This is a genomic window from Burkholderia sp. BCC0397 (genome assembly GCF_902832865.1).
Classification (GTDB): domain Bacteria; phylum Pseudomonadota; class Gammaproteobacteria; order Burkholderiales; family Burkholderiaceae; genus Burkholderia.
Genome location: NZ_CADFDL010000001.1, coordinates 1,082,912 through 1,105,663 on the forward strand (window position 1 = coordinate 1,082,912; position 22,752 = coordinate 1,105,663).

Here is a 22,752-nt window from a genome sequence, read left to right on the forward strand (position 1 = left end):
GGGCAGAATCGGCCTGCCCAGTTCTGACCGACGGATGCCGCATGACCGAACCGAACGAATCGAATGAACCACCCGGCCGCCGCGCTTACGCGAGCTTCGCGCAACGCTATGCGGACATCGCGCCGACGAAGGCGCACAACGCGCTCTACGAGCGTCCGGCAACCCTGGCGCTGCTCGGCGAGGTCGACGGCCTGACGGTGCTCGACGCCGGCTGCGGGCCCGGCATCTGCAGCGCGCATCTCGTCGGCCACGGCGCAACCGTGCATGCGTTCGACGTGACGCCGGAGATGGTTGCGCTTGCGCGAATGCGCTGCGCGGGGCTGGCGGTCGACGTCAGGGAAGGCGACCTGGAGGCGCCGCTCGCGTGGTTGCCCGATGCGTCGGTCGACAAGGTGCTGTGCTCGCTCGCGCTCGACTACGTGCGCGATCTCGCGCCGACACTGCGCGAATTCCGGCGCGTCGCGCGTCCGGGCGGAACGCTCGTGTTCTCGATGGCGCATCCGATGCGCGACTGGATGGACGAACGCACGCGCGGCGACGGTGCGTACTACGACACGTCCCGCTTCGGTTTCCACTGGTCGGGGTTCGGCGAACCACGGCCGTACGTCGAAGCGTGGCGGCGGCCGCTTGCCGACATCCTGAACGCGGTCGCCGACGGCGGCTGGCGGCTCGACCGCTTCGTCGAACCGACGCCGCTGCCGGAGATGAAAGCCGTGTCGGAACGGCTCCATGCGGAGCTGTCGCTGGCGCCGGCCTTCCTGTGCATCCGCGCGCGCTGCTGACGCGGCGCGGCGCCAATCTGCAAATATCGCGGCTCGTCGTTCGGCGCTTCAATAGCCTTGATACCCTGCGTCGCCCATCGCGCTTGTTGCCCGGTGGGTGGTCGAACCGCGCGTCAGGTGCTCCGACGTTTGCGCGACATGCCAGCGGACGCCTTCGCAGTCGGCGACTGCGGCCCGCACCTCATACCGGCAATCGGGAAAAATCAGCTGCGCTCCGGCCCTGCTTGGCTATTGGGATACCCTATGTTATAAAGGCCGCGCCCGAATCAGGCGCATATTCCAACAATAGACCACATACGCTGCATCGATAGAAATCATGGCCGAAGCGGGTTATACCAAAGGTGAGGACACGCGTGTTCGCGTGCTGTTTCATGTAACCGATTTCGGGAACGGCGGGATCGAATCGTCTCTGATCCAGTGGCTGCGAATCCTCGATCGCAAGCGTTTCAGGGCCACATTGTCGGTTACGTACGCATCGCCGATGCTGACGCAACGCTTTCGTGCATTGATTCCGAATGACATCCCGATTGAAATTCTGGTGCGTCCGCGGTGGCTTCGCTATTTCCAGGACCGCCGTCACGCACGCAAGCTCGACAAAGCGGGCCGGATTGCTCGTGACCTTCACGGGGCGCTCGCGGTGCGTCCGTACATCGGGCGGCGCGTTGCCGAACTGGCGCGCGACGTAGACGTGATCGTTGATTACGACTTGTCGCTGCGGCGCATTGCCGGCCGATTCGGTGTGGCTTGGATCGGCGTCAACCACTTCAGCTTCGTCGCACGGCTCGGCGGCCAGGGCCGGCGCGTGCGCCGCCTCCTCGACCAGTACGGCCGCTACGACAGTATTGCCGCATTGAACCCGCAGATGGGCGACGAAGCCGACCTGATGTTCGGTGACCGGCTTCAGCAAGTAACCGTCCTGCCCAACGCCATTGACATCGATGCCATTCGTGAGCGCGCGACTGCAACGCGTCCCGAGTTGCCAACCGACGCGCCTTACATCGTTTCCGTCGCACGGCTCGATGAACTCCAGAAAGATCACCGCACGTTGCTGCGCGCGTATGCGCAACTCGTCGCGCGGCGCGGCGTGGCGGAGCATCTCGTGCTGGCCGGCGACGGCGCTTATCGCGACGAGCTCATGCGTCTCGCGGACGAGCTCGGCATCGGTGCGCGAGTGCATTTCATGGGGCAAATGGACAACCCGCATCCGCTGATGGCAGGCGCGTCGATCATGGTGCTGAGTTCGAAGAACGAAGGGATGCCGATGGTGCTGATCGAGGCTCTCGCACTGGGCAAGGCAATCGTATCGACCGATTGCCCGACAGGGCCGCGCGAGATTCTCGATCACGGCCGCGCGGGATTGCTGGTGGAAGTCGGTGATGTCGACGCGTTGGCCGCAGCGATGGCGCAATTGCTGACCGACGGCAGACTGCGTGCCGACCTTGCCGCCCGCGCGTTCGAGCGGGCTACATGCTTCGGCATTGCGGAAAGCAACCGGCGCCTCGATGCCTGCATCGAGGCGATTCGCGTGAAACGCGCAAGCCGGCGTCGGGCGCAACCGGGTGAGGGCATGCAGCGCGCCGGCTGAGGGTCGATGTCCTGGGGGTGACGCGCTCCGCTTCGGCGCGTGTCGTTTACCGTGCCGGCTGGTCGGTAAGCGTATTCAGGAACGCTTCGATATCCTTGATGTCCTGCGCCGTCATCGCGGGCTTGTCGCCGGGCTTGCGATCGAACGGCGCGTCGGTCACGTCGACGTTCGCGCGATATTTCGGCGGGATGTCGTCGTATTCGTCGACCTTGCCGTCCGCGCCGCGCGAATAGAACTTCTGCGGCGAGATGCTGCGTTCGTTGTAGAACGCCATCACCTGGTCGAGCGTGTGGAACACGCCGTTGTGGAAGAACACCTGGCGCGTCGCCGCGTTGCGCAGCGTCGGCGTCAGGAACATCCCGCAATACTGCGTCTGGTCCTTCAGGTCGTCGCGGAACGGCCCGCACACGCCGAGATCGTAGAACGCCGGATTGCGGTTCTGCGCGAGCGCGCGGTTTCGCGGCGCGCCGAGCGCCTCGTACTGGTAATCGGTAAACATCGGCGGCAGCCCGTCCTTGCCGGGTTTCGACAGGTGGCAGCCCGCGCAATTCGCCTTGTCCGGATCGTTGAACAGGCGCAGCCCGCGCAGTTCGGCCTGCGTGAGGCGCGCGCGGCCTTCGAGCCAGCGGTCGTACTTGCTGTCGTACGGATGGAACGACGGATCCTCGACCTGATACCGCGCGATTGCGAACATCGCCTCCGACACCGCGAGCTGCGGAGTGGAAAACACGCGCGCGCCGAACAATTGCTCCAGTTGCGCGCGGTGCGACGATTGCGCGAGCTTGCGCGCGACGTCGCCGACGCTCGCGTTCGCCATCTCGACCGGATTCAGCAGCGGGCCGAACGCCTGTTGCTGCAGCGTATCGGCGCGGCCGTCCCAGAACATCCCGCCCTGCGGCACGAGCTGCGGTGCGGCCGACGTGCCGGCCACCTTCTGCGCCTTGACGACGCCGGCCGCCGCCGTGGCCTGCTGCGCGACGCTCGGCGCGGCGTCGTTTTCGCCGGCATCGGGGCCGATGCTGAAATTCGGCTGGCGGTACAGATACATCAGCGACGGCGGCGGACGATAGCCCTGCTGCGTCATCGCGAGGCCGCCCGGCTGCACGTCGAGCGCGTTCGGCGGGCCGTACGCATGGTCGGGGCTGTGACACGACGCGCACGACTGCTTGCCCGACGCCGACAGCGACGGATCGTGGAACAGCGCGCGCCCGAGCTGCGCGACCGCCGACAGCGGCTGCGCGGCAGGCCGCTGCAGCACGACCGGATGCGGGTTCGCGCCGGTCCAGTCGGCGACCACGGTGCCGATCGCCGCCGGCACCTGCGCGGGAAACGCGATCGCGAACGCGCCATAGCCGATCACGGCCGCGCCGAGCACGAGCGCCGCACGGCGCAGCAGGCGGGAAGGGGCACGCGGCGCGGGCGTGCCGGCGGCATCGGGAGACGGAAACGCAGGGCGAGCTGTCATGCTGTCGGTCGAAAAACGGGCGCCGCACAAAGCGGCGCGTTAAATGGAAACGGCCGGCGCGTGATGCGCCGGCCATGCGGTCAGGCGGTGACGGTCAGATCGCCGGTGCAGCGCTCAATGCGGTGCCGAGCGTCGGGTCGAGATACAGCGGCGTCGTGTTCGGCTTCGACGTGAAGTCGAACAGGTTGCGCAGGTCGCCCGCCGTCGCATCGAACGAACCGCCGCCGATACGCTGGCCGCCGAGCCAGTTGTCCTCGATGAAGCGCACGACGGACGACTGGTCGAGCATCGTGTGATCGACGTAGTTCTGCTTCGCATACGGCGAGATCACGACCAGCGGAATGCGCACGCCCGGGCCGCAGCGGCCGTTCACGGTCGCGCCGTTCACGCCGGCGGTGCCGCCCGTGCCGCACTTGCCGGCGCCGTTGACCTGGTCGACCGGGTCCGACGACGCGTGCGTCGGCGCCGTGTACACGTGGTCGTACCAGCCGTCCGAGTCGTCATAGGTGACGATCACGGCCGTGTTCTGCCAGTCCGGCTGCTGCTGCAGGAAGTTGACGACCTTCGTCACGAATGCCTGCTCGTCGAGCGGATCCGAATAGCCCGCGTGCCCGTCCTGCGCGGCCGGCGCCTTCAGGTAGCTGACCGACGGGAAGTTGCCGGCCTTCACGGCGGCGAAGAAGTCGTCCGTGTCGTACTGGTGGTTCGCCGGTTCGGCCGTCTTGCCGTCGGTCTCGACGCTCGAACCGATCGCCGCGATCGAGCTCGGGCGCGTGTGTTGCGGGTTCGCGGTCGACGCGTAGTACTGGAACCAGTTGTGGTGCGGGATGTAGTCGGCCGTCGCGGCGTTCACGGCGGTCGCGACCGTGCTGCGCGCGCAGCCCGTCGTGCCGTTGCCGTTCGTCGTCGACAGGTTGAAGCCGCCCATGAAGCCGCCCCACGTAATCTTCGCGCCGTTCAGCAGGTCGCCGATGTTCTTGCCGCTCATCATCGCCTGATCGGTCGTGCTCGAACACACGTCGAAGCCCGGGTCGACGTCGTTGATCATCGTGAAGCCGCCCTGGCCGTCATTGATGTAGTACGAGCTGGCGGCGAGCGTCGACGGCTGCTTCGACGTCTTGACGATCTGCATCCCGTTGGTCTGCCCCGCCACGACGTTCAGCGCGCCCGGCGTCGACGGGCCGTAGACCGTCGTGAACGTGTTGTCGCTCATCGCGAAGCGCTGCGCGTAGTTCCACAGCGCGGTCACCGTGTTGCCGTCGAAGTAGCCCATCACCTGGCCCTTCGTGCCGAACGCGCCGGCGCCGCCGGACGAGCCCTTGCCCGTGTACTTCGGGAACAGGTCCGCCAGGCCGTTGTCCTCGGCCTGCTGTTCGGCCGTGTATGCGTGGTTCTGGTCGGCGGTCGCGGCCTGCGTGCGGTCGAGGCGGAACGGGTTCGCCGCGTCGGCGCCGTTGGCCGTGTTCGTGAAGTTCGGGTTCGCGGTGAGCAGCGTGCCCGTCAGGCCGTTCGGCGTCGGCGTGCCGGATTTCGCGGCGAACGCCGGTTCGCCCGACGGGTTCGTCGCGTTCGGGTAGGTGCCGAAGTAGTGGTCGAACGAGATGTTTTCGCCGTAGATCACGACGACGTGCTTGATCGGCGTGGCGGTCTGCAGCGCATCCTGCGACGACACGGCGGGCGTCGGCGTGGAATCGTCGCTGCCGCCGCAGGCGAACAGCGCCAGCGCTGCGGCTGCGCAGGCAGTGACGAGCAAGGCTTGACGGAACATCGGGAAACTCCAGGGTAAGGTCTTCGATGGTGGAGAACGGCTCCGTCGCCGTGTCGGTTCGGCGCAGAGCTCGTGAGGGAGCACGCGCATTGGAACAGCCGCGTATGAAGATATGGGGACGGAGTGTTTTCGCGACGGTTGCGCTGCGGTATCGGTTTCATTACGGCGCAGCCCGATACGAAAGAGAACGGAAAGGGGCGGACCGCGTGCCACCTCCGCGTCACATGCCGCGGCGTGCGGGCTGATTGCGGCGCACGCGGTGCCTGGCGGGCGACGGGGAGCAGCCGGCCGGATCTTTTACGGCGCGCCGTGCGTCGCTTTTTTGACAATCCGATGACGCATTCATACGATGAACGCCTGCCGCGCAACGCGCGACTTTCGACCGTCAGGGAGGTTTCAGCGTGCCGATTCCCGTTCTGTTTGCCGTTCTGTGCGCGGCGTTCCTGCACGCGTCATGGAATGCGCTGGTGCGCAGCAGCGGCGACCGGCTGCGCTCGGCCACGGTGCTGCAGATCGCGATCGGGCTGTTCGCGCTGCTGTTCCTGCCGGCTGCCGCGCCGATCACGCCGTCGAGCTGGCTCTGCGTCGTCGCGTCGGCCGTGATCCACGTCGTCTATACGCTGCTGCTCGTCCGCGCGTACGAACACGGCGACCTGAGCGTCGCCTACCCGGTCGCGCGCGGCACGGCGCCGCTGCTCGTCACGCTCGGCGCGGCGGCGTTCGCGGGCGAACGCCTGAATATCGGCGCGCAATGCGGGCTCGTGCTGATCTGCGCGGGCATCATGGCGATCGGGCTGGAGCGCGGGCGCGGCGCGAAACACCGGATGATGCAGGTGCTGCCAACGGCGTTCGCGACCGGCGTGTCGATCGCGGCATACAGCGTGGTCGACGGGATCGGTGTGCGCGAGAGCAGCAGCACGGTCGGCTATACCGCGTGGATGTTCGTGCTGACGGGCGCGATGATGGCCGCGTACTACCGGCTGCGGGCGGGGCCGCTGCGGCTGACGCAGGATGTCGGCGAGACGGCGAAGGCCGCATGCGGCGGCGTGTTCGCGGCGCTCGCGTACGGCATCGTGATCTGGGCAATGGATCGCGCGCCGATGGGGCCGGTGTCGGCGCTGCGGGAAACGAGCGTGGTGTTCGCGGCGCTGATTGCGCGCGTGTATCTCGGCGAGCGGCTGACGCCGCGGCGGGCGGCCGGTTGCGCGGTGATCGCGGCGGGGGCGTTGTTGATCAGTGCGTTCGAGGCGGTGAGCTAAACGCATTAGCCCAGCGCGCCGGGCCTGTCAGCTTTCCACCGGCATCGCACTCGTACACTTGATCTCGTCGAGGCACACGCTCGAATGCACGCCGCTCACGCCGGGAATGCGCATCAGCGTCTCGAGCAGGAATCGCGACAACCCTTTCAGATCGTGCGCGACGACCTTCAGCACATAGTCGATATCGCCCGTCACCGAGAAACATTCCTGGATCTGCGCGAGATCCGACACGAGTTTCTGGAACTTCGACAAATCGCGGATATGCCCGCGCTCCATCGTCACGTGCACGAACGCGGTGACGCCGAAGCCGAGCGTATCGGGGCAGAGCCGCGTTTCATAGCGGCGGATCGCGCCGATTTCCTCCAGCCGGCGGTGGCGTCGCAAGGTCTGCGCGGGCGACAGGCCGACCGCCTTCGCCAGATCGAGGTTCGACGCGCGGCCGTTCTCCTGCAACACCGACAGCAAGTGGCGATCGATGCGATCGAGAACCGGTTCAGGCATTTTTGTTTCCTCATTTGTCTCCTGGATGCAATCTTATCTCATAATGTAGGGTTTGCATGAGCGGGTTACGCAACCCGATTTCGCCGTCGCGACGCTAAACTGACGCCGGATTTTCGTGTGCGGCCGCAGCCATGCGGCGTGGGCGACGAGTCGGCGGCCGCTCCGGCCAGCACGCCGACGCGAATCGGCCGCCGCCACGCGAAGATTGCAGTCCCCAACCCGGCGGCTCCACGAACGGCCGCCGGCACAGCAAAACAGCGCCCGGCACACCGAGGCGCGCCGCACCGCTTCCGGCGGAGGCGGGCAGAATGGAGAAGACATGGTTTCTGGAAACGAGAAGGACGGCCTGAAGCGCGGGCTGAAGAACCGGCACATCCAGCTGATTGCGCTCGGCGGCGCGCTCGGCACGGGGCTGTTCCTCGGCATCGCGCAGACGATCAAGATGGCCGGCCCGTCCGTGCTGCTCGGCTATGCGGTGGCCGGCATCGTTGCGTTCTTCATCATGCGCCAGCTCGGCGAGATGGTCGTCGACGAGCCCGTCGCGGGGTCGTTCAGCTACTTCGCGAACAAATACGTCGGCCACTTCACCGGCTTCCTGTCCGGCTGGAACTACTGGGTGCTGTACATCCTCGTCAGCATGGCCGAGCTGTCGGCCGTCGGCATCTACGTGCAGTACTGGTGGCCCGGCGTGCCGACCTGGGTGTCGGCGCTGGTGTTCTTCGTCGCGATCAACCTGCTGAACCTGGCGAGCGTGAAGTCGTACGGCGAGACGGAATTCTGGTTCTCGATCATCAAGGTCGCCGCGATCGTCGGGATGATCGGCTTCGGCGGCTGGCTGCTCGCGAGCGGCCATGCAGGGCCGGAAGCGACCGTCCGGAACCTGTGGCAGCACGGCGGCTTCTTCCCGAACGGCGTGTCGGGGCTCGTGATGTCGATGGCCGCGATCATGTTCTCGTTCGGCGGGCTGGAGCTGATCGGTATCACCGCGGCCGAAGCCGACGATCCGAAGCACAGCATTCCGCGCGCGACCAACCAGGTCATCTACCGCATCCTGATTTTCTACATCGGCGCGCTGGCCGTGCTGCTGTCGCTGTACCCGTGGGAGAAGGTCGTCACCGGCGGCAGCCCGTTCGTGCTGATCTTCCACGCGCTGAGCAGCAACGTGGTCGCGAACGTGCTGAACGTCGTCGTGCTGACGGCCGCGCTGTCGGTCTACAACAGCGGTGTATACAGCAACAGCCGGATGCTGTTCGGCCTCGCGAAGCAGGGCAACGCGCCGAAGGTGCTGTGCTCGGTGAACAAGCGCGGCATTCCGCTCGCCGCGCTCGGCGCGTCGGCGCTCGCGACCGGCGTGTGCGTGCTGGTCAACTACTTCATGCCGGGCAAGGCGTTCGAGGTGCTGATGGGCCTCGTCGTGTCGGCGCTGATCATCAACTGGGCGATGATCAGCCTGATCCACCTGAAGTTCCGCCAGGCCAAGCGTGCTGCCGGGGAGGAGACTTCCTTCCGCAGTCTGGGCTATCCTTTCACGAATTACCTGTGCCTGGCATTCATGGCCGGCATTCTCGTCGTGATGTACCTGACGCCGGATCTCCGCCTGTCGGTGTACCTGATCCCGGTATGGCTCGCGGTGCTCGCGATCGGGTATCGCTTCCGTCAGAAGAATGCGGGCTTTGCGGTGCACGACGGCGCCTCCGCACGCTGACGCAGGCCACGATCGACCCTTCTTCCAAACGAGACCGACTCAAGCCATGTTCGAACACATCGACGCGTATCCGGGCGACCCGATCCTGACGCTCAACGAGAACTTCCAGAAAGATCCGCGCGACCAGAAGGTCAACCTGAGCATCGGGATCTATTTCGACGCCGAAGGCCGGATTCCGGTGCTGGGCGCCGTGCGTGAAGCCGAAACCGCGCTGCAGCGCGACAGCGGCCCGAAGCCGTACCTGCCGATGGTCGGCCTCGCCGCGTACCGCGACGCCGTGCAATCGCTGGTGTTCGGCGCCGATCATCCGGCCCGCGCGGCCGGCCGCATCGCGACGCTGCAGACGCTCGGCGGCTCGGGCGCGCTGAAGGTCGGCGCCGATTTCCTGAAGCGCTATTTCCCGGATTCGCAGGTGTGGCTCAGCGATCCGAGCTGGGAAAACCACCGCTTCATCTTCGAGCGCGCCGGCTTCACGGTGAACACGTATCCGTACTACGACGAGGCGACGGGCGGCCTGAAGTTCGACGCGATGCTGGCGGCGATCGACGCGCTGCCGGCGCGCAGCATCGTGCTGCTGCACGCGTGCTGCCATAACCCGACCGGCGTCGACCTCGACGAAGGCCAGTGGGAGAAGCTGATCGACGTGATCGAGGCGCGCGGGCTGCTGCCGTTCGTCGACATGGCGTACCAGGGCTTCGGCGCGGGCCTCGACGCGGATGCGTTCGCGGTGCGCGAACTGGCCCGTCGCGGCGTGCCGACGCTCGTCGCGAACTCGTTCTCGAAGAACTTCTCGCTGTACGGCGAGCGCGTGGGCGGCCTGAGCGTCGTCTGCGAAGACGCGGCCGCGGCCGACCGCGTGCTCGGCCAGCTGGCCGGCGCCGTGCGCTCGAACTACAGCAACCCGCAGACCTACGGCGCGAAGGTCGTCGCGGCCGTGCTCGGCACGCCGGCGCTGCGCAAGCAGTGGGAAGAGGAACTGTCGGCGATGTGCCGCCGCATCGCGCGGATGCGCCAGTCGATCCACGACGGCCTGCGCGACCACGTGAGCGGCGAAGCGCTCACGCGCTACGTGAAGCAGCGCGGGATGTTCACGTACACGGGCCTGACCGAATCGCAGGTCGACGCGCTGCGCGAGGTGCACGGCGTGTACATCCTGCGCTCGGGCCGGATGTGCGTGGCGGGCCTGAACGACTCGAACGTCGGCATCGTCGCGGACGCGATCGGCAAGGTGCTGAAGAGCGGCGTCTGAGCGCGGCGCGGCGGCGCGCCACGATGCAGAACCGGCTGTGTCCCGTCGCGGGAGCAGCCGGTTTTTTGTTGGGCGGCCGTCATCTGCGGCGCCCGGCTGACACACGGGCCGGCGCGGCGGTACGATCACGGCATCGTACGCAAGACAGGGGAGCAGAGGAGCGACATGGGCATCCGGATCATCCAGCTCGGCACGCCGCGCGCGGCCGGCGAAGGCCTGCGGATCGGCACGGTGCGGCGGCCGCCGCGCGGCGTACCGAAGGCGGAATTCGCGTCGCGCAACTACTATGATGTATGGTTGCCGACGTTGTCGCCGAGCCCGGAACTCGTCGCGCAGGCGCAGGCCGCCGAAACCGACGCAGAATGGAAGGCGTTCAAGCGCCACTTCCGCGCGGAGATGGCGCACGGCGACGCGGCGAAGGTGCTGGACCTGCTGGCCGCGCTGTCGGCGACCACCGCGTTCTCGATCGGCTGCTACTGCGACGACGAACGCCATTGCCACCGCAGCGTGCTGCGCGAGCTGCTCGCGGAGCGCGGCGCGGCGATCGAGCCCGACGCGGGCTGAAGCGGGCTGAAGCGGGCTGAAGCGGCGTCGCGCGGCCGCACCGTGATCGTGCGGTGCAGCGAACCGGTTGACGTGGGTCAAGCGCGCGGCCGCGCGCGCCACTATGCTCTTGTCATGGAGCCATCACGACAATGACAGGCGAACAGATGCACATCGTTTTCCCGCCCGAGCCACCCGAATACTGCGCGCGCGACCTGGTCGTCGCGTTTTCGGCGCTGGTCGACGGGCGTTGCGTCCAGTGCGCGGTCACGGCCGAGGCGCTGGAAGACCATTTCGGCGCGCGGTCGCTGCTCGAACGCGATCTGCTGGGCGCATTCGACGCGCACCGGTCGGCCATCGAGGCGAAGGCACGACGAATGCTCGAGGAAATCGGCGGCCGGCCGGTGCTGCTGCACAGCGGGCACTTCCGGCTCGAAGACTGATACCGCAGGAGGGCGCATGACACTGCAGGGCAACATTCACGAACGCGACTGGTCGGTCGAAGTGGAGACGCGCCCGTGCGAATCGGGCGAGTTCCGCTGCCGCGTGTCGGTCGAGCACGGCGCCGGCGCCGCGCGGTTTCATCATACGTTCGAGCACAGCCACGCGTATCCGACGGAGCGCGAGGCGATGATCGAAGGGCTGCGGGCCGGCATGACGTGGATCGAGATGAAGGCGTCGCAGACCTTCAACGTATGAACGGTCCCGCGCCGGCCAGGCGCGGGCAGACTATCGGCCGGCCGCGATCGAAAAATGCGCGCCGCGCCACGGGAAACACGTGCCGCCGCATCATGAGGCGGCCGGCACATGCAAGGCGGTCGACGAGCGGGCGGCCCCGTCAGGAGAGACGACATGGGCGTGGGCATGCAGATCGCCTGCCTCGGATTCACGGGTTCGGCAGCGGTCGAGGCCGAAGCCGGCGCGCAACTGGTGCGGCTCGAACGGTTTCGCGCGTTGATCGACGGCTGCCATCTCGCGATCGAGTCGCGTACGGTGGCCGATGGTGCGCGCCTGTACGACGTGCGGCTCGACCTGGTGATGCACGACGCGGCGCTCCGGTCGCTGCCGCCGTGCGTCGGCGCCGACGTGGACGATGCGCTGCGCCGCGCGTTCGCGCAGGCCGAACAGGCGTTGATCGCGTGGCAGGCGGGCGCCGCAACGGCGGCGCTGCGCGACGCGGCGACGGGCAACGCCAGGCAGTGATGCCGCGCCGGCCATCCGGCGCCGCGTGTCAGACCCGCGCGAGCGCTTGCGCGTCGATGATGCGCACGCGCTTGCCGCGCGTGTCGACGAGCGCTTCGCGATGGAACCGCGAGAACATCCGGCTGACGGTTTCGAGCTTCATCCCGAGATAGCAGCCGATTTCCTCGCGCGTCATCCGCAGGTTGAATTCGGTCGCCGAATAGCCGCGCGCCTCGAACCGCGACGACAGGTTCAGCAGGAAATGCGCGACGCGCTGCTCGGCCGACATCGTGCCGAGCAGCAGCATCTGGCTCGATTCGCGGACGATCTCGCTGCTCAGCATCTGGTAGAGGAAGTGCTGCATCGGCTTCATCTCGCGGCACGCGGCTTCGAGCGCGCCGAACGGGATGATGCAGACCACACTGTCTTCCAGCGCGATCGCGTCGCAGCAGTGCTGGCCGCCGCCGATGCCGTCCATCCCGAGCGTTTCGCCGGCGATCTGGAAGCCCGTCACGTGCTCGCGGCCGTCGCGATGCATCATCACCGTCTTGAACGAACCCGCGCGCACTGCATAGATGCTCTGGAACGGATCGTCGGTGCGGAACAGCGCGTCGCCCTGGCGAACCTGTCGCGTCGTGCAGATGATCGTGTCGAGGCGGCCGTATTCGGCGGCCGTCAGGTGCGGCGGCAGGCACATCGAGCGCATCGCGCAGGCCGAGCAGCGGGCGGCCGGATGTTTGGCGGCGTCGGCGCGCGCGGCCGGGCGCAGCGGAATCGTTGGGCGGGGTACGACGGACACGTCGGCGAAGGCGGTGGCGGTGGACATGAATCGCTCGGCTCGTCAGGGGAGGCGCACGCGAGCGTGCGTCAGGGATTCGATGACACGGCATGCAGCGTCGAATTCGACGGTCTTGTCGAAGAAGTAGTCGGCTCCCGCCGTCGCGCATGCCTCTCTGAATGCCGGCGCCGAGTGGTTCGTCAGCACGATCGTGACGATGCGCGGCGTGGCCTTCGACAGTATCCCGATCAGGTCGAGACCGCTGCCGTCCGCGAGCCGCACGTCGACGATCACCACGTCCGCGCGACTGCTGCGGATATGCGTCCACGCGTCCTGGCCGTCTTCCGCTTCGCCCACGACGGCAACGCCGTGGATCGCGCCGACGAGCAGCGCGATCCGCTGGCGGACGGCGACTGCGTGATCGACGAGGAACACCCTGAGCGCGGCGGGTGACAGGCTGGCATTCATGCCGGCAGTATCGTGGTGCGCCGCCGAAATTGAAATCGGCCGAATTGGAACTTCGTGTAGGCCGCTTCGACGCGGTGTAGGGCGTTTCCTACACCGCGTACGGGAAACCGCCGGTGTGAATCCGACGATGCGATGCCGCGCGAGCGGCGCGAACGGTTGCGCGGCCGGGTCAGCCGGCGCCGCGCGCGGCCAGCGCGTCGCGCGCGGCGCGGCACGCAGCCAGGTCCCATGCGGCGCAGCCGACGCTCTTGAACAGCAGCGGGCCGCTGCGGGCGAAGGTGCCGTTCAGCACGTCGGCGAGCGACGCGACGTGCTGCCAGTCGACCTGCGCGACGATCAGGTCGCCGGCTTCGTGGCGCGCGCCGGCCGGATCGTCGACGACGAGCCGGCTGCCATGCACCGTGTTCGCGTCGATCTCGGCGGCATCCGCGGTGAACGCGCCGACGCCGACCACGAGCCGGCCTTCGCGTGCGGTTTCGCGATAGACGGGCGTGCGGCTCGTCGTCAGCGTGACGACCACGTCGATCGCGTCGGGAATCGCGTCGCCGTCGAGCGGCGCGAGTCGCGGCGCATGCGCGCGGTGGGCGGCGCAGAAGGCGGCCGCGCTGTCCGCGCTCGTGCCGCGCACGTGAAGGCGCGCGTCCGGAAAGATCGCCGCGAGCGCTTCCGCGTGATTGGCCGCCTGCTTGCCGGTGCCGATCAGCAGGATGTCGCGCGGCGCGGCGCCGTGCAGCGCCTGGATGCCGAGCGCGGTGATCGCCGCCGTGCGGCGGCCGGTGACGGTCGGGCCATCGAGCGCGAAGCGCATTGCTCCGGTGGTGGCGTCGTACGCGGTGACCTGGCCGAGGATCGTCGGCAACCCGCGTGCGCCGTTGCCCGGGCACACGTTGACGAGCTTGTGGCTCGCCAGGTCGTGGGCGCTCGACGGCATCGACAGCATCACGCCGCCGCCTTGCAGCGGCACGACCAGGCGTTCGGGGCTGACGATGTCGCCCGCCGCATACTCGACGACCGCTTGCCTGAGCGTGGCGAGCAGCGCCGGGTAGTCGAGCAGCGCGGCCGTGTCGGCCGCGTCGAAAACGGGAATCGGGGAAAAGGCGGTCATCGTGTACGTCGCAGGCGTCGGTGAGCGTGAACGGCGGACGCATGCCGCGCCCGCCACAAGTCTGCCGGATACCGTGACACCGGGCAGTGAGTGTGGATCGAATCTATACCACTTGCTGGCGCGTCCGCAACCCAGAAAATAAAGCGCTTCGTGGATTTTGGTTCTAATATCTGGCCAAAAGGCTCGCCACTGCCGCGCTACCCGCGCCGCTCCGGTATAGTGCGAACCCATTCCAGATCCACGCCCACGAACGGGCAGGAGCCCTACGATGATGTCCGCGCGTCCCGACTCACTCGAAGGCGGTTTCAGGCCGCTGCAGATCTACGAGCAGGTAGCCGAAAAAATCCGCGACGAGATTCGCGCGGGGCGTTACGCGGCCGAGTCGCGGCTGCCGTCCGAGCGCGAGCTCGCGGCGCTGTTCCAGGTCGGCCGGCCGGCCGTGCGCGAAGCGCTCGGCGCGCTGCAGAACGAAGGGCTCGTGTTCACGAAGCGCAATTCGGGCACCTACGTCGTCGCGGCGCCGCTCGACGTGCTCGCGAAGCGCGGCGACGCGCACACCGCGTCCGAGGCCGACTTCAGCCCGACGTCGACGCTCGACGTGCGGCTGATCCTGGAGCCCGCGATCGCGCGCCTCGCGGCCGCCCATGGCCGCGCCGACCCCGGTGCCGAGCGCTATCTCGCGCAGATGGAAACCATCACCGACGTCGACGACCCGCACCAGCGCGCGCTGTGGAACGAGAGCGACCGGCTGTTCCACCGGCAGCTCGCACTGATGACCGGCGACGCGCTGATCGTGAAGATCGCGGACGAAGTCGCGAAGACGATGGACCAACCGCTGTGGAAGCGGCTGAAGGACGACGGCATCTACGACGCGGGCCGGATCCGGCTCTACGTGTCCGAGCACCGGCTGATCTACGAGGCGATCGTGTCCGGGGATGCCGATGCGGCTGCGTTCTATGTCGAACAGCACATCCGCCGCGTGCGGCGCGACATCGCGCCGAAGTAGCACGCCTGCGCGCGCGTGTTCGGTCTGGTCTTCAATATGACCAAAATCTCCATAATTATTTTGAAATTGCTTGCGATGTGACCACGCGTGTCCTACATTGGTTTCACACAAAACCAATCAGGAGACATTATGCGACACCTCGTAACCGCGCTCTCGGTGGCTGTGGCCGCCGGCGCACTGACTTCCGCGCACGCGCAGGAAGTCGTGACGATCGGCCATTCGGCGCCGCTGACGGGCCCGCAGGCCGCCAACGGCAAGGACAACGAAAACGGCGCGCGGCTCGCGGTGGACGAGCTCAACAAGGCCGGCGTGAAGGTCGGCGGGAAGACCGTGACCTTCAAACTGGTTTCCGAAGACGACCAGGCCGACCCGAAGGCCGGCGTGCAGGTCGCGCAGAACCTCGTCGACAAGGGCGTCGTCGCGGTGCTCGGGCCGTACAACTCGGGCGTCGCGATTCCGGCCTCGCGTGTGTATGCGAACGCCGGCGTGCCGATCCTGCCGGTCGCGTCGAACCCGGCGCTCACGCGGCAGGGCTTCAAGAACATCTTCCGGATCGGCGCGAGCGACGAGCAGCTCGGCGGCACGATGGCCACGTTCGCCGCGAAGACGCTGAACGCGAAAACCGCGGCCGTGATCGACGATCGCACCGCGTACGGCCAGGGCGTCGCCGAGCAGTTCATGAAGGTCGCGAAGGCGAACGGCATCAGGATCGTCGACCAGGAATACACGAATTCGTCGGCCACCGATTTCCTCGGCATTCTCACCAAGATCAAGGCCGGCAACCCCGACGTGATCTTTCTCGGCGGCTATGCGGCGCAGGGCGCGCCGATGGCCAAGCAGATGAAGCAGCGGGGCTTGCGCGCGAAGCTGCTCGGCGGCGACGGCATCTGCTCGGCCGACATGGGCAAGGTCGCGGGCGAGGCGGCGTCGATCGTCTATTGCGCGCAGGGCGGGGTCGCGCTCGAGAAGACGCCGGCCGGCCGCGAATTCCTGAAGAAGTACCACGACGCCTATCACACCGATACGCAGGTCTACGGCGTCAATTACTACGACGGCGTGAAGCTGCTCGCCGACGCGATGGTCAAGGCCGGCACGACCACCGACAAGGCGAAGCTGATCGCGCAGCTCGCGAAGTCGAACTACGCGGGCGTCGCGGGCACCTATTCGTTCGACGCGAACGGCGACCTGAAAGGCGCGCCGACCACGGTCTACGTGATCCGCAACGGGCTGCCGGAACCGTACGCGAAGTAATAGCCGCACCGCCCGTCACCGGACGGCGGCCCGGCCGCCGTCCTTCGTTTCAACGCATCCGATTCGTCATGAAAATTTCCCGATCCCTGTCCACCGTCGAAGTGCACACCGGCGGCGAGGCGTTCCGCATCGTCACGAGCGGGCTGCCGCGGCTGCCCGGCGACACGATCGTCCAGCGCCGCGCATGGCTCAAGGAGCACGCCGACGAGATCCGCCGCGCGCTGATGTTCGAACCGCGCGGTCACGCCGACATGTACGGCGGCTACCTGACCGAGCCCGTGTCGCCGAACGCCGATTTCGGTGTGATCTTCGTGCACAACGAAGGCTACAGCGACCATTGCGGACACGGCGTGATCGCGCTGTCGACGGCGGCCGTCGAGCTCGGCTGGGTGCAGCGCACGGTGCCCGAGACGCGGGTCGGCATCGACGCGCCGTGCGGCTTCATCGAAGCGTTCGTCCGGTGGGACGGCGAGCATGCGGGGCCCGTGCGCTTCGTCAACGTGCCGTCGTTCATCTGGCGGCGCGACGTGTCGGTCGAGACGCCGTCGTTCGGTACCGTGACCGGCGACATCGCGTATGGCGGCGCGTTTTATTTCTATGTCGACGGCGCGCCGTTCGACCTGCCGGTGCGCGAATCGGCGGTCGAGCAACTGATCCGTTTCGGCGCGGAAGTGAAGGCGGCCGCGAACGCGACGTATCCGGTCGTGCATCCGGAGATCCCGGAAATCAACCATATCTACGGCACGATCATCGCGAACGCGCCGCGTCACGCGGGTTCGACGCAGGCGAACTGCTGCGTGTTCGCGGATCGCGAGGTCGACCGCTCGCCGACCGGCTCCGGCACTGGCGGGCGCGTCGCGCAGCTCTACCAGCGCGGGCTGCTCGCGGCGGGCGACACGTTCGTCAACGAATCGATCGTCGGCACGGTCTTCAAGGGGCGCGTGCTGCGCGAAACGACGGTCGGCGACATCCCGGCCGTGATCCCGGAAGTGGAAGGCAGCGCGCATATCTGCGGGTTCGCGAACTGGATCGTCGACGAGCGCGATCCGCTCACGTACGGATTCCTCGTGCGCTGAGCCGCAGCGCAGGTCGCGCCGCCGTCGCGCCGCCGTCGCGCGGCGTTCAGGTTGTCGTACCAGGTTTGGCGCGTCGTTCCGGATGCCGGGCACGCGCCTTTTTTGCGTCAGCGCCGTCGCGAAACCGCACCACGTATGCCGGCCCAACGCCGCCGCGGGTCGGACGGCCGCGCGAGTTTGGTACGATGCAGCCTTTTCAGCCGAGCTCCACCCGCGTGAATCGCCGAAACGTGTCGTCAGTGCGTGCCTTGTGTGCCAGATGGGTCGCGCGCGCCCAACCTGTCGCGGCGGCCGCCGCCGCGCGCGTCAAGCCTCTCGCCGCCACCGCGTGGCACCATGTCCGCCACCCGACGCGCCGGGGCGTGCTGCTCACGGCCGCCGCCGTGCCGGCGCTGTTCGCGGTGTACGTGGTCGTGCTGATCCCGTTCACGCCGGGCATCGGCGACATCCGCAAGGCGCGCGTCGACCAGCCCGCGCAAGTGCTGTCCGCCGACGGCAAGCTGCTGGCCGAATTCAAGCCGTCGAACCGCGAATGGGTGTCGCTCAAGCAGATCTCGCCGCACATGGTCGACGCGCTGATCGCGACCGAGGATCACCGCTTCTACGAACACCACGGCCTCGACTGGAAGCGCACGGCGTCGGCCGCGCTGCATACGTTCTCGGGTAGCCGCCAGGGCGGCTCGACGATCACGCAGCAGCTCGCGCGCAACCTGTATCCGGACGAGATCGGCCGCGCGCCGACGCTCACGCGCAAGGTGAAGGAGGCGATCACCGCGCTGAAGATCGAGGCCGTCTACAGCAAGGACCAGATCCTCGAGACTTACCTGAACACGGTGCCGTTCCTGTACAACGCGTACGGCGTCGAGATGGCCGCGCGCACCTATTTCGACAAGTCGGCCGACGAACTCGACGTGCTCGACAGCGCGACGCTCGTCGGGATGCTGAAGGGCAACAGCTACTACAACCCGGTGCTGAACCCCGAGCGCGCGCTGCAGCGGCGCAACACGGTGCTCGGCCAGATGGTGAAGTACGGCAAGCTGTCGCCGGCGCAGTTCGCGCAGTGGCAGCGCCGACCGCTGCGGATCGACTTCGAGCGCCAGAAGGAGCCGCCCGGGCCGGCGCCGCATTTCGCGCAGCAGTTGCGCAAATGGCTGATCGCGTGGGCCGACCGCAACGACTACAACATCTACTCGGACGGGCTGATCGTGCGCACGACGATCGACTCGCGCCTCCAGCAGATGGCGACGCAGGCGCTCACGCTGCAGGGCAATCAGTTGCAGGGCATCGCGAACAACGCATGGAGCGGCCGCGACGGCTGCGGCACCGACAACGAGGTGTTCCGCACCTTCATGCGCGAATCGCCCGAGTACAAGGCCGCGCAGGACGCCGGCAAGGACGACGCGGCGGCGATGAAGATGCTCGCGGCCGACCGCGGCTTCCTGCACGCGCTGTGCAAGGCGAAGACCGACGTGCAGGCCGGCTTCCTCGCGATCGATCCGCGTGACGGGCAGATCCGCGCGTGGGTCGGCAGCCGCGACTTCACGCGCGAGCCGTTCGACCACGTCGCGCAGGCGCGGCGCCAGCCGGGCTCGACGTTCAAGCCGTTCGTCTATGGCGCCGCGTTCGCGAGCGGGATGAAGCCGGACGATACGTTCATCGACCAGCCGGTCGAGATCCCGCTGAAGGGCGGCGAGATCTGGCGGCCGAACGACGACGTGCCGCCGACCGGCAAGCCGATGACGCTGCGCGACGCCGTCGCGCTGTCGCGCAACCGGATCACCGCGCAGGTGATGGAGAAGGTCGGGCCGGGCGCCGTCGCACGGCTGGCGCGCGACATGGGCGTGCGCGAAAGCCCGCTCGAACGCGTGCCGTCGCTCGCGCTCGGCACGAGCCCGGTCACGCTGAAGGAAATGGTCGCGTCGTACGCGACGATCGCGAACGGCGGCCTGTACGTCGAGCCGCAGATGGTGACGCGCATCGAGAATCGCCAGGGCGAGGTGCTCGCCGAGTACGCACCGGCGCCGCCCGAGCGCGCGCTCGGTGCCGAAACCGACAAGACGCTGCTCGACGTGATGCGCGACGTCGTGACGCGCGGCACGGGCGGCAGCATTCGCACGCGCTTCGGCATCCGCGGCGACGTGGCCGGCAAGACCGGCACGACGCAGGACAACGCGGACGGCTGGTTCATCCTGATGCAGCCGGGCCTCGTCGCCGGCGCGTGGGTCGGCTTCGACGACGGCCGCGTGACGCTGCGCAGCGATTACTGGGGGCAGGGCGCGCACAGCGCGCTGCCGATCGTCGGCGATTTCTTCCAGCGCGCGCAGCGCGCCCGGATCGTCGATACGAAGGCGAAATTCGATACCGAGCCGTCGCCGGGCTGGTTCGGGTCGCTGCGCGAGCGCGTGACCGACCTGTTCGACACGTGGTTCCCGCCCGAGCCGAAGAAGGCGCCCGCGCCGGTCAGGACGCAGCGTATCGAGCGCCCGGCCGAGGCCGACGAAGGCGCGGCGTCGGCGGCTTCCACCGCATCGGCACCGGATGCCGCATCCAGCGGCATCGTCGAGGAATGGGTGCCGGCGTCCGAAGTGGCCGCGTCGGCCGCGGCGCTGTCGGCGGGCGCATCGCAACCGCAGCCGCAGCCTGCGCAGCCGCCGGCGGGCGCCAGTACGACGAGCGGAAGCAGCGCCGGTGTCGGCGTCGCCCCGTCGGCCGTGCCGGCCCCACCGCCGGTGCCGGTGCCGGCCGCGCCCGATGCGACCGGCGCGTCGCAGTAACGCAGCCGTTCAGATTCCGCGCGATGCTGCCGTAATCAAGTTGTCACGACAGTTCGCGCGGTCGCCCCGCGCTGCTCCGATGCGGCTTTCCACCGATTACGTCGCGCTCGTGCGCGACGACCTTTGCGCCGGCGTTCCGCTCGGCTTCGACCTCTACGACGCCGACGGCGCCGCGCTGCTGCCGGCCGGCACGACGCTGCGCGATGCCGCGCAGCATGTTTTCCTGTTCGACCATTTCCGCCCCATCCGCCGACGCGAGGACGCCGACACCGATTCGCGCGTGTCCGAGGCGGCAGCCGCGCCCGCCACGCGCATGGGCTTGTCGGCGGGCGCCGCGATCGGCATCCGCCGCCGGGTCGGCACGACGCGCGTGCTGCAGCGCTGCCGGTTGATCGGCGTCGGCGCATCGGGGGCGCTGTTCGTCGAGCCGCAGCCGGCCACCGTGCTCGAGTTCGCACGCGGCGACGACGTCGAAGCGGTGGCGATCGGCCGCGCCGCGGTGTTCCGTTTCGGCGCGACGGTCGAATCGGTGCAGGCGTCGGGCGCCGGGCCGTTCATGATCCTGTCGCCGCCCGGGTTCGTCGACCGGCTGCGCACGCGCGGGGAGCCGCGCGTGCCGGTGCGCATCGCGGCCTGCTGCACTGGCGGAGCGGAGGGGGCGGAAGGCATCGGGGTGGTGCACGACATCAGCCTGAGCGGGCTGTCGATCGCCATCGACCGGGCGATCGCGGCGCCCGGCGAGCCGTTGCGCGTGCTGCTTCCGTACGAAACCGGCGGCCGCGTCGAGCGGCTGGCGCTCGATGGCATGGTGCGGGGCGTGCATGCCGACCCGGCGGCGCCGGCGCTGACGCTGCATCATGCGGCGTTCGGCGACATCGATGCCGACGACCTGATTCGCCTCAAGGCGCTGCTGTTCGACAGGCAGATGGCGTCGGCGGATACCGATCGCCTGCGCTGAATGCGCGGCCGGAGGCGTGCCGGCTACCGTATCGCGGCATTCGGTGCACGAACGTCGATAATCATCTGACGAATCGACTTATTCCCGATGGATTGTACGGTTTCGGTCAACAGTGAATTTGCGATTTAAGTATTTACCCTGATAGTCGAGCCTCCTAGACTTCTACTCATGCGCAACGACCCCGAGTCCGAAGCGCCTGACAAAACAATCCTGGAGGTAACGCATCATGAAATCGCTGATCAAGGCAGTTGCACTGGCCGCCCTGGTGGCCGCACCGGTCGTCTCGTTCGCCCAATCGAACCAGCAGCCGCTGACGCGCGCGCAAGTGCGCGCCGAGCTGGTCCAGCTCGAAAAGGCCGGCTACAACCCGAACGACTGGATCAACTATCCGGAAAACATCCAGGCCGCCCAGGCCAAGATCGCCGCCGCGCAGAACACCGGCGCGCAAGCCGACGCAACCGGCTACGGTTCGAACCCGGTCGCGACGTCGCAGTCGGGCCAGCGCGCGGTCGTACCGGCCGTCAGCGACCGCTCGTCGGTGTACTTCGGCCACTAAGCCGGCCGTTGTCTCGCGGCCGTTGGCGGCCGCGGCTGAAGGCTTGTCGAAAAAGCCCGCACTCGTTTAGTTTCGAGTGCGGGCTTTTTCAATGATGCGCAACGATGTGATGCTTTCGCCATCAGGAAACACGACAACAGGCGAAATAGCGAGCGTCGGGTATCAGCCCGACACCCGCTGACAATCCGCCGCACGTGCGCTAGCATCGCGGTCGATGTCGCCGCGGTGGCGCGGCCCATGCACACGGGGCGCAGCAGGGCACCGGGTTCCACACTTCAACGAACAACAAGGAGCATCCATGCGTGTCTTGACCGGTCTGCTGGGCTCACTGGCGCTGGTGGCGAGCGTCGCCCATGCGCAGGCGAATTGCGCGGACGCGACGGATCAGGCGACGATGACGGCGTGTGCCGATCGTGCGTACAAGAAATCCGACGGGGAGTTGAACCGGACCTACCAGGCCGTTACCGCGCGCTTGCGCGATGCGCGGCCGCTCGCCGACAAACTCGTGAACGCGCAGCGCGCGTGGATCGCGTACCGCGATGCCGAATGCCATTTCTCGAGCGCGAATGCCGAGGGTGGCAGCGCGTACCCGATGGTCGTATCGACCTGTCTCGACGATCTGACGAAAGCGCGCACCGAGACGCTGAAGGGCTATCTGTCCTGCGAGGAAGGCGACCTCGCGTGCCCGGTGCCCGCGAAGTAACGTCGTGCGCGGGCCCGCTGAGGCCCGCACGACGCCGG

At 67.7% G+C, this 22,752-nt stretch carries 22 protein-coding genes; 16 read left to right on the top strand and 6 right to left on the bottom strand.

Annotated elements, in window-relative coordinates; all coding sequences use genetic code 11:
- The first annotated feature begins 41 nt into the window (after positions 1-41).
- Entirely contained in the window at positions 42-782 is a 741-nt protein-coding gene (locus HWX03_RS04835; RefSeq protein WP_175870440.1) for a class I SAM-dependent methyltransferase, read from the top strand.
- 316 nt (positions 783-1,098) lie between these two features.
- Positions 1,099-2,367, top strand: coding sequence for a glycosyltransferase (locus HWX03_RS04840; RefSeq protein ID WP_244132572.1), 1,269 nt, complete (start codon positions 1,099-1,101; stop codon positions 2,365-2,367).
- A gap of 46 nt (positions 2,368-2,413) precedes the next feature.
- Here HWX03_RS04840 and HWX03_RS04845 read toward each other — a convergent pair whose 3' ends face one another.
- Positions 2,414-3,832 (bottom strand): cytochrome c peroxidase, encoded by a 1,419-nt coding sequence (locus HWX03_RS04845; protein ID WP_175870441.1) that lies wholly within the window; start codon positions 3,830-3,832, stop codon positions 2,414-2,416.
- Positions 3,833-3,926: 94 nt separating this feature from the next.
- Complete coding sequence (locus tag HWX03_RS04850) at positions 3,927-5,600, bottom strand: alkaline phosphatase family protein (protein ID WP_175870442.1); 1,674 nt, start codon at positions 5,598-5,600, stop codon at positions 3,927-3,929.
- 401 nt (positions 5,601-6,001) lie between these two features.
- On the opposite strand from HWX03_RS04850, the gene HWX03_RS04855 reads away from it, so the two are divergent.
- Positions 6,002-6,859, top strand: coding sequence for an EamA family transporter (locus tag HWX03_RS04855; protein WP_175870443.1), 858 nt, complete (start codon positions 6,002-6,004; stop codon positions 6,857-6,859).
- Positions 6,860-6,886: 27 nt separating this feature from the next.
- On the opposite strand, the gene HWX03_RS04860 is transcribed toward HWX03_RS04855, so the two are convergent.
- Positions 6,887-7,360, bottom strand: coding sequence for an Lrp/AsnC family transcriptional regulator (locus HWX03_RS04860; protein ID WP_014899441.1), 474 nt, complete (start codon positions 7,358-7,360; stop codon positions 6,887-6,889).
- 319 nt (positions 7,361-7,679) lie between these two features.
- Here HWX03_RS04860 and HWX03_RS04865 point away from each other — a divergent pair, with 319 nt between their 5' ends.
- The 6 genes from HWX03_RS04865 (at position 7,680) to HWX03_RS04890 (ending at position 12,060) form a co-directional block, all read left to right on the top strand.
- On the top strand, positions 7,680-9,065 hold the full coding sequence (locus HWX03_RS04865) for an amino acid permease (protein ID WP_175870444.1): 1,386 nt from the start codon (positions 7,680-7,682) through the stop codon (positions 9,063-9,065).
- A 46-nt stretch (positions 9,066-9,111) separates the two neighbouring features.
- The gene (locus HWX03_RS04870) at positions 9,112-10,314 is read left to right on the top strand and encodes an amino acid aminotransferase (RefSeq protein WP_175870445.1); all 1,203 of its coding nucleotides are present in this window, start codon (positions 9,112-9,114) and stop codon (positions 10,312-10,314) included.
- A 165-nt stretch (positions 10,315-10,479) separates the two neighbouring features.
- Positions 10,480-10,878, top strand: coding sequence for a DUF488 family protein (locus HWX03_RS04875; protein WP_174430024.1), 399 nt, complete (start codon positions 10,480-10,482; stop codon positions 10,876-10,878).
- Positions 10,879-11,009: 131 nt separating this feature from the next.
- Positions 11,010-11,300, top strand: a complete 291-nt coding sequence (locus tag HWX03_RS04880) for a DUF1488 domain-containing protein (RefSeq protein WP_174430023.1) — start codon at positions 11,010-11,012, stop codon at positions 11,298-11,300.
- A gap of 16 nt (positions 11,301-11,316) precedes the next feature.
- Positions 11,317-11,556, top strand: coding sequence for a hypothetical protein (locus HWX03_RS04885; protein ID WP_006479066.1), 240 nt, complete (start codon positions 11,317-11,319; stop codon positions 11,554-11,556).
- Between the two features lie 153 nt (positions 11,557-11,709).
- Positions 11,710-12,060 carry a metal ABC transporter ATPase gene (locus tag HWX03_RS04890; RefSeq protein ID WP_175870446.1) on the top strand — a complete coding sequence of 117 codons (351 nt, stop codon included), beginning with the start codon at positions 11,710-11,712 and terminating at the stop codon, positions 12,058-12,060.
- Between the two features lie 28 nt (positions 12,061-12,088).
- Here the strand turns inward: HWX03_RS04890 and HWX03_RS04895 are convergent, their stop codons facing one another.
- From HWX03_RS04895 to lhpI, 3 genes are all read right to left on the bottom strand, one after another.
- The gene (locus tag HWX03_RS04895; RefSeq protein WP_174430021.1) at positions 12,089-12,865 is read right to left on the bottom strand and encodes a helix-turn-helix domain-containing protein; all 777 of its coding nucleotides are present in this window, start codon (positions 12,863-12,865) and stop codon (positions 12,089-12,091) included.
- Positions 12,866-12,880: 15 nt separating this feature from the next.
- On the bottom strand, positions 12,881-13,285 hold the full coding sequence (locus HWX03_RS04900; RefSeq protein ID WP_175870447.1) for a response regulator transcription factor: 405 nt from the start codon (positions 13,283-13,285) through the stop codon (positions 12,881-12,883).
- 169 nt (positions 13,286-13,454) lie between these two features.
- On the bottom strand, positions 13,455-14,390 hold the full coding sequence (gene lhpI, locus HWX03_RS04905) for a bifunctional Delta(1)-pyrroline-2-carboxylate/Delta(1)-piperideine-2-carboxylate reductase (RefSeq protein WP_175870448.1): 936 nt from the start codon (positions 14,388-14,390) through the stop codon (positions 13,455-13,457).
- Positions 14,391-14,658: 268 nt separating this feature from the next.
- Between lhpI and HWX03_RS04910 the strand changes: the two genes are divergently transcribed.
- From HWX03_RS04910 to HWX03_RS04940, 7 genes are all read left to right on the top strand, one after another.
- Positions 14,659-15,396 carry a GntR family transcriptional regulator gene (locus tag HWX03_RS04910; RefSeq protein WP_175870449.1) on the top strand — a complete coding sequence of 246 codons (738 nt, stop codon included), beginning with the start codon at positions 14,659-14,661 and terminating at the stop codon, positions 15,394-15,396.
- Between the two features lie 129 nt (positions 15,397-15,525).
- Positions 15,526-16,647 (top strand): branched-chain amino acid ABC transporter substrate-binding protein, encoded by a 1,122-nt coding sequence (locus tag HWX03_RS04915; protein ID WP_175870450.1) that lies wholly within the window; start codon positions 15,526-15,528, stop codon positions 16,645-16,647.
- Between the two features lie 68 nt (positions 16,648-16,715).
- A complete protein-coding gene (lhpH, locus tag HWX03_RS04920) occupies positions 16,716-17,723 on the top strand; it encodes a trans-3-hydroxy-L-proline dehydratase (RefSeq protein WP_175870451.1) in 1,008 nt (335 codons plus the stop codon).
- Positions 17,724-17,908: 185 nt separating this feature from the next.
- Positions 17,909-20,497, top strand: coding sequence for a transglycosylase domain-containing protein (locus HWX03_RS04925; protein WP_175870452.1), 2,589 nt, complete (start codon positions 17,909-17,911; stop codon positions 20,495-20,497).
- A gap of 79 nt (positions 20,498-20,576) precedes the next feature.
- Positions 20,577-21,455, top strand: a complete 879-nt coding sequence (locus tag HWX03_RS04930) for a PilZ domain-containing protein (RefSeq protein ID WP_175870453.1) — start codon at positions 20,577-20,579, stop codon at positions 21,453-21,455.
- Positions 21,456-21,681: 226 nt separating this feature from the next.
- Positions 21,682-22,011 carry a DUF4148 domain-containing protein gene (locus tag HWX03_RS04935; RefSeq protein WP_105132824.1) on the top strand — a complete coding sequence of 110 codons (330 nt, stop codon included), beginning with the start codon at positions 21,682-21,684 and terminating at the stop codon, positions 22,009-22,011.
- A 298-nt stretch (positions 22,012-22,309) separates the two neighbouring features.
- A complete protein-coding gene (locus tag HWX03_RS04940; protein ID WP_059505223.1) occupies positions 22,310-22,714 on the top strand; it encodes a lysozyme inhibitor LprI family protein in 405 nt (134 codons plus the stop codon).
- The last annotated feature ends 38 nt before the right edge of the window (positions 22,715-22,752 follow it).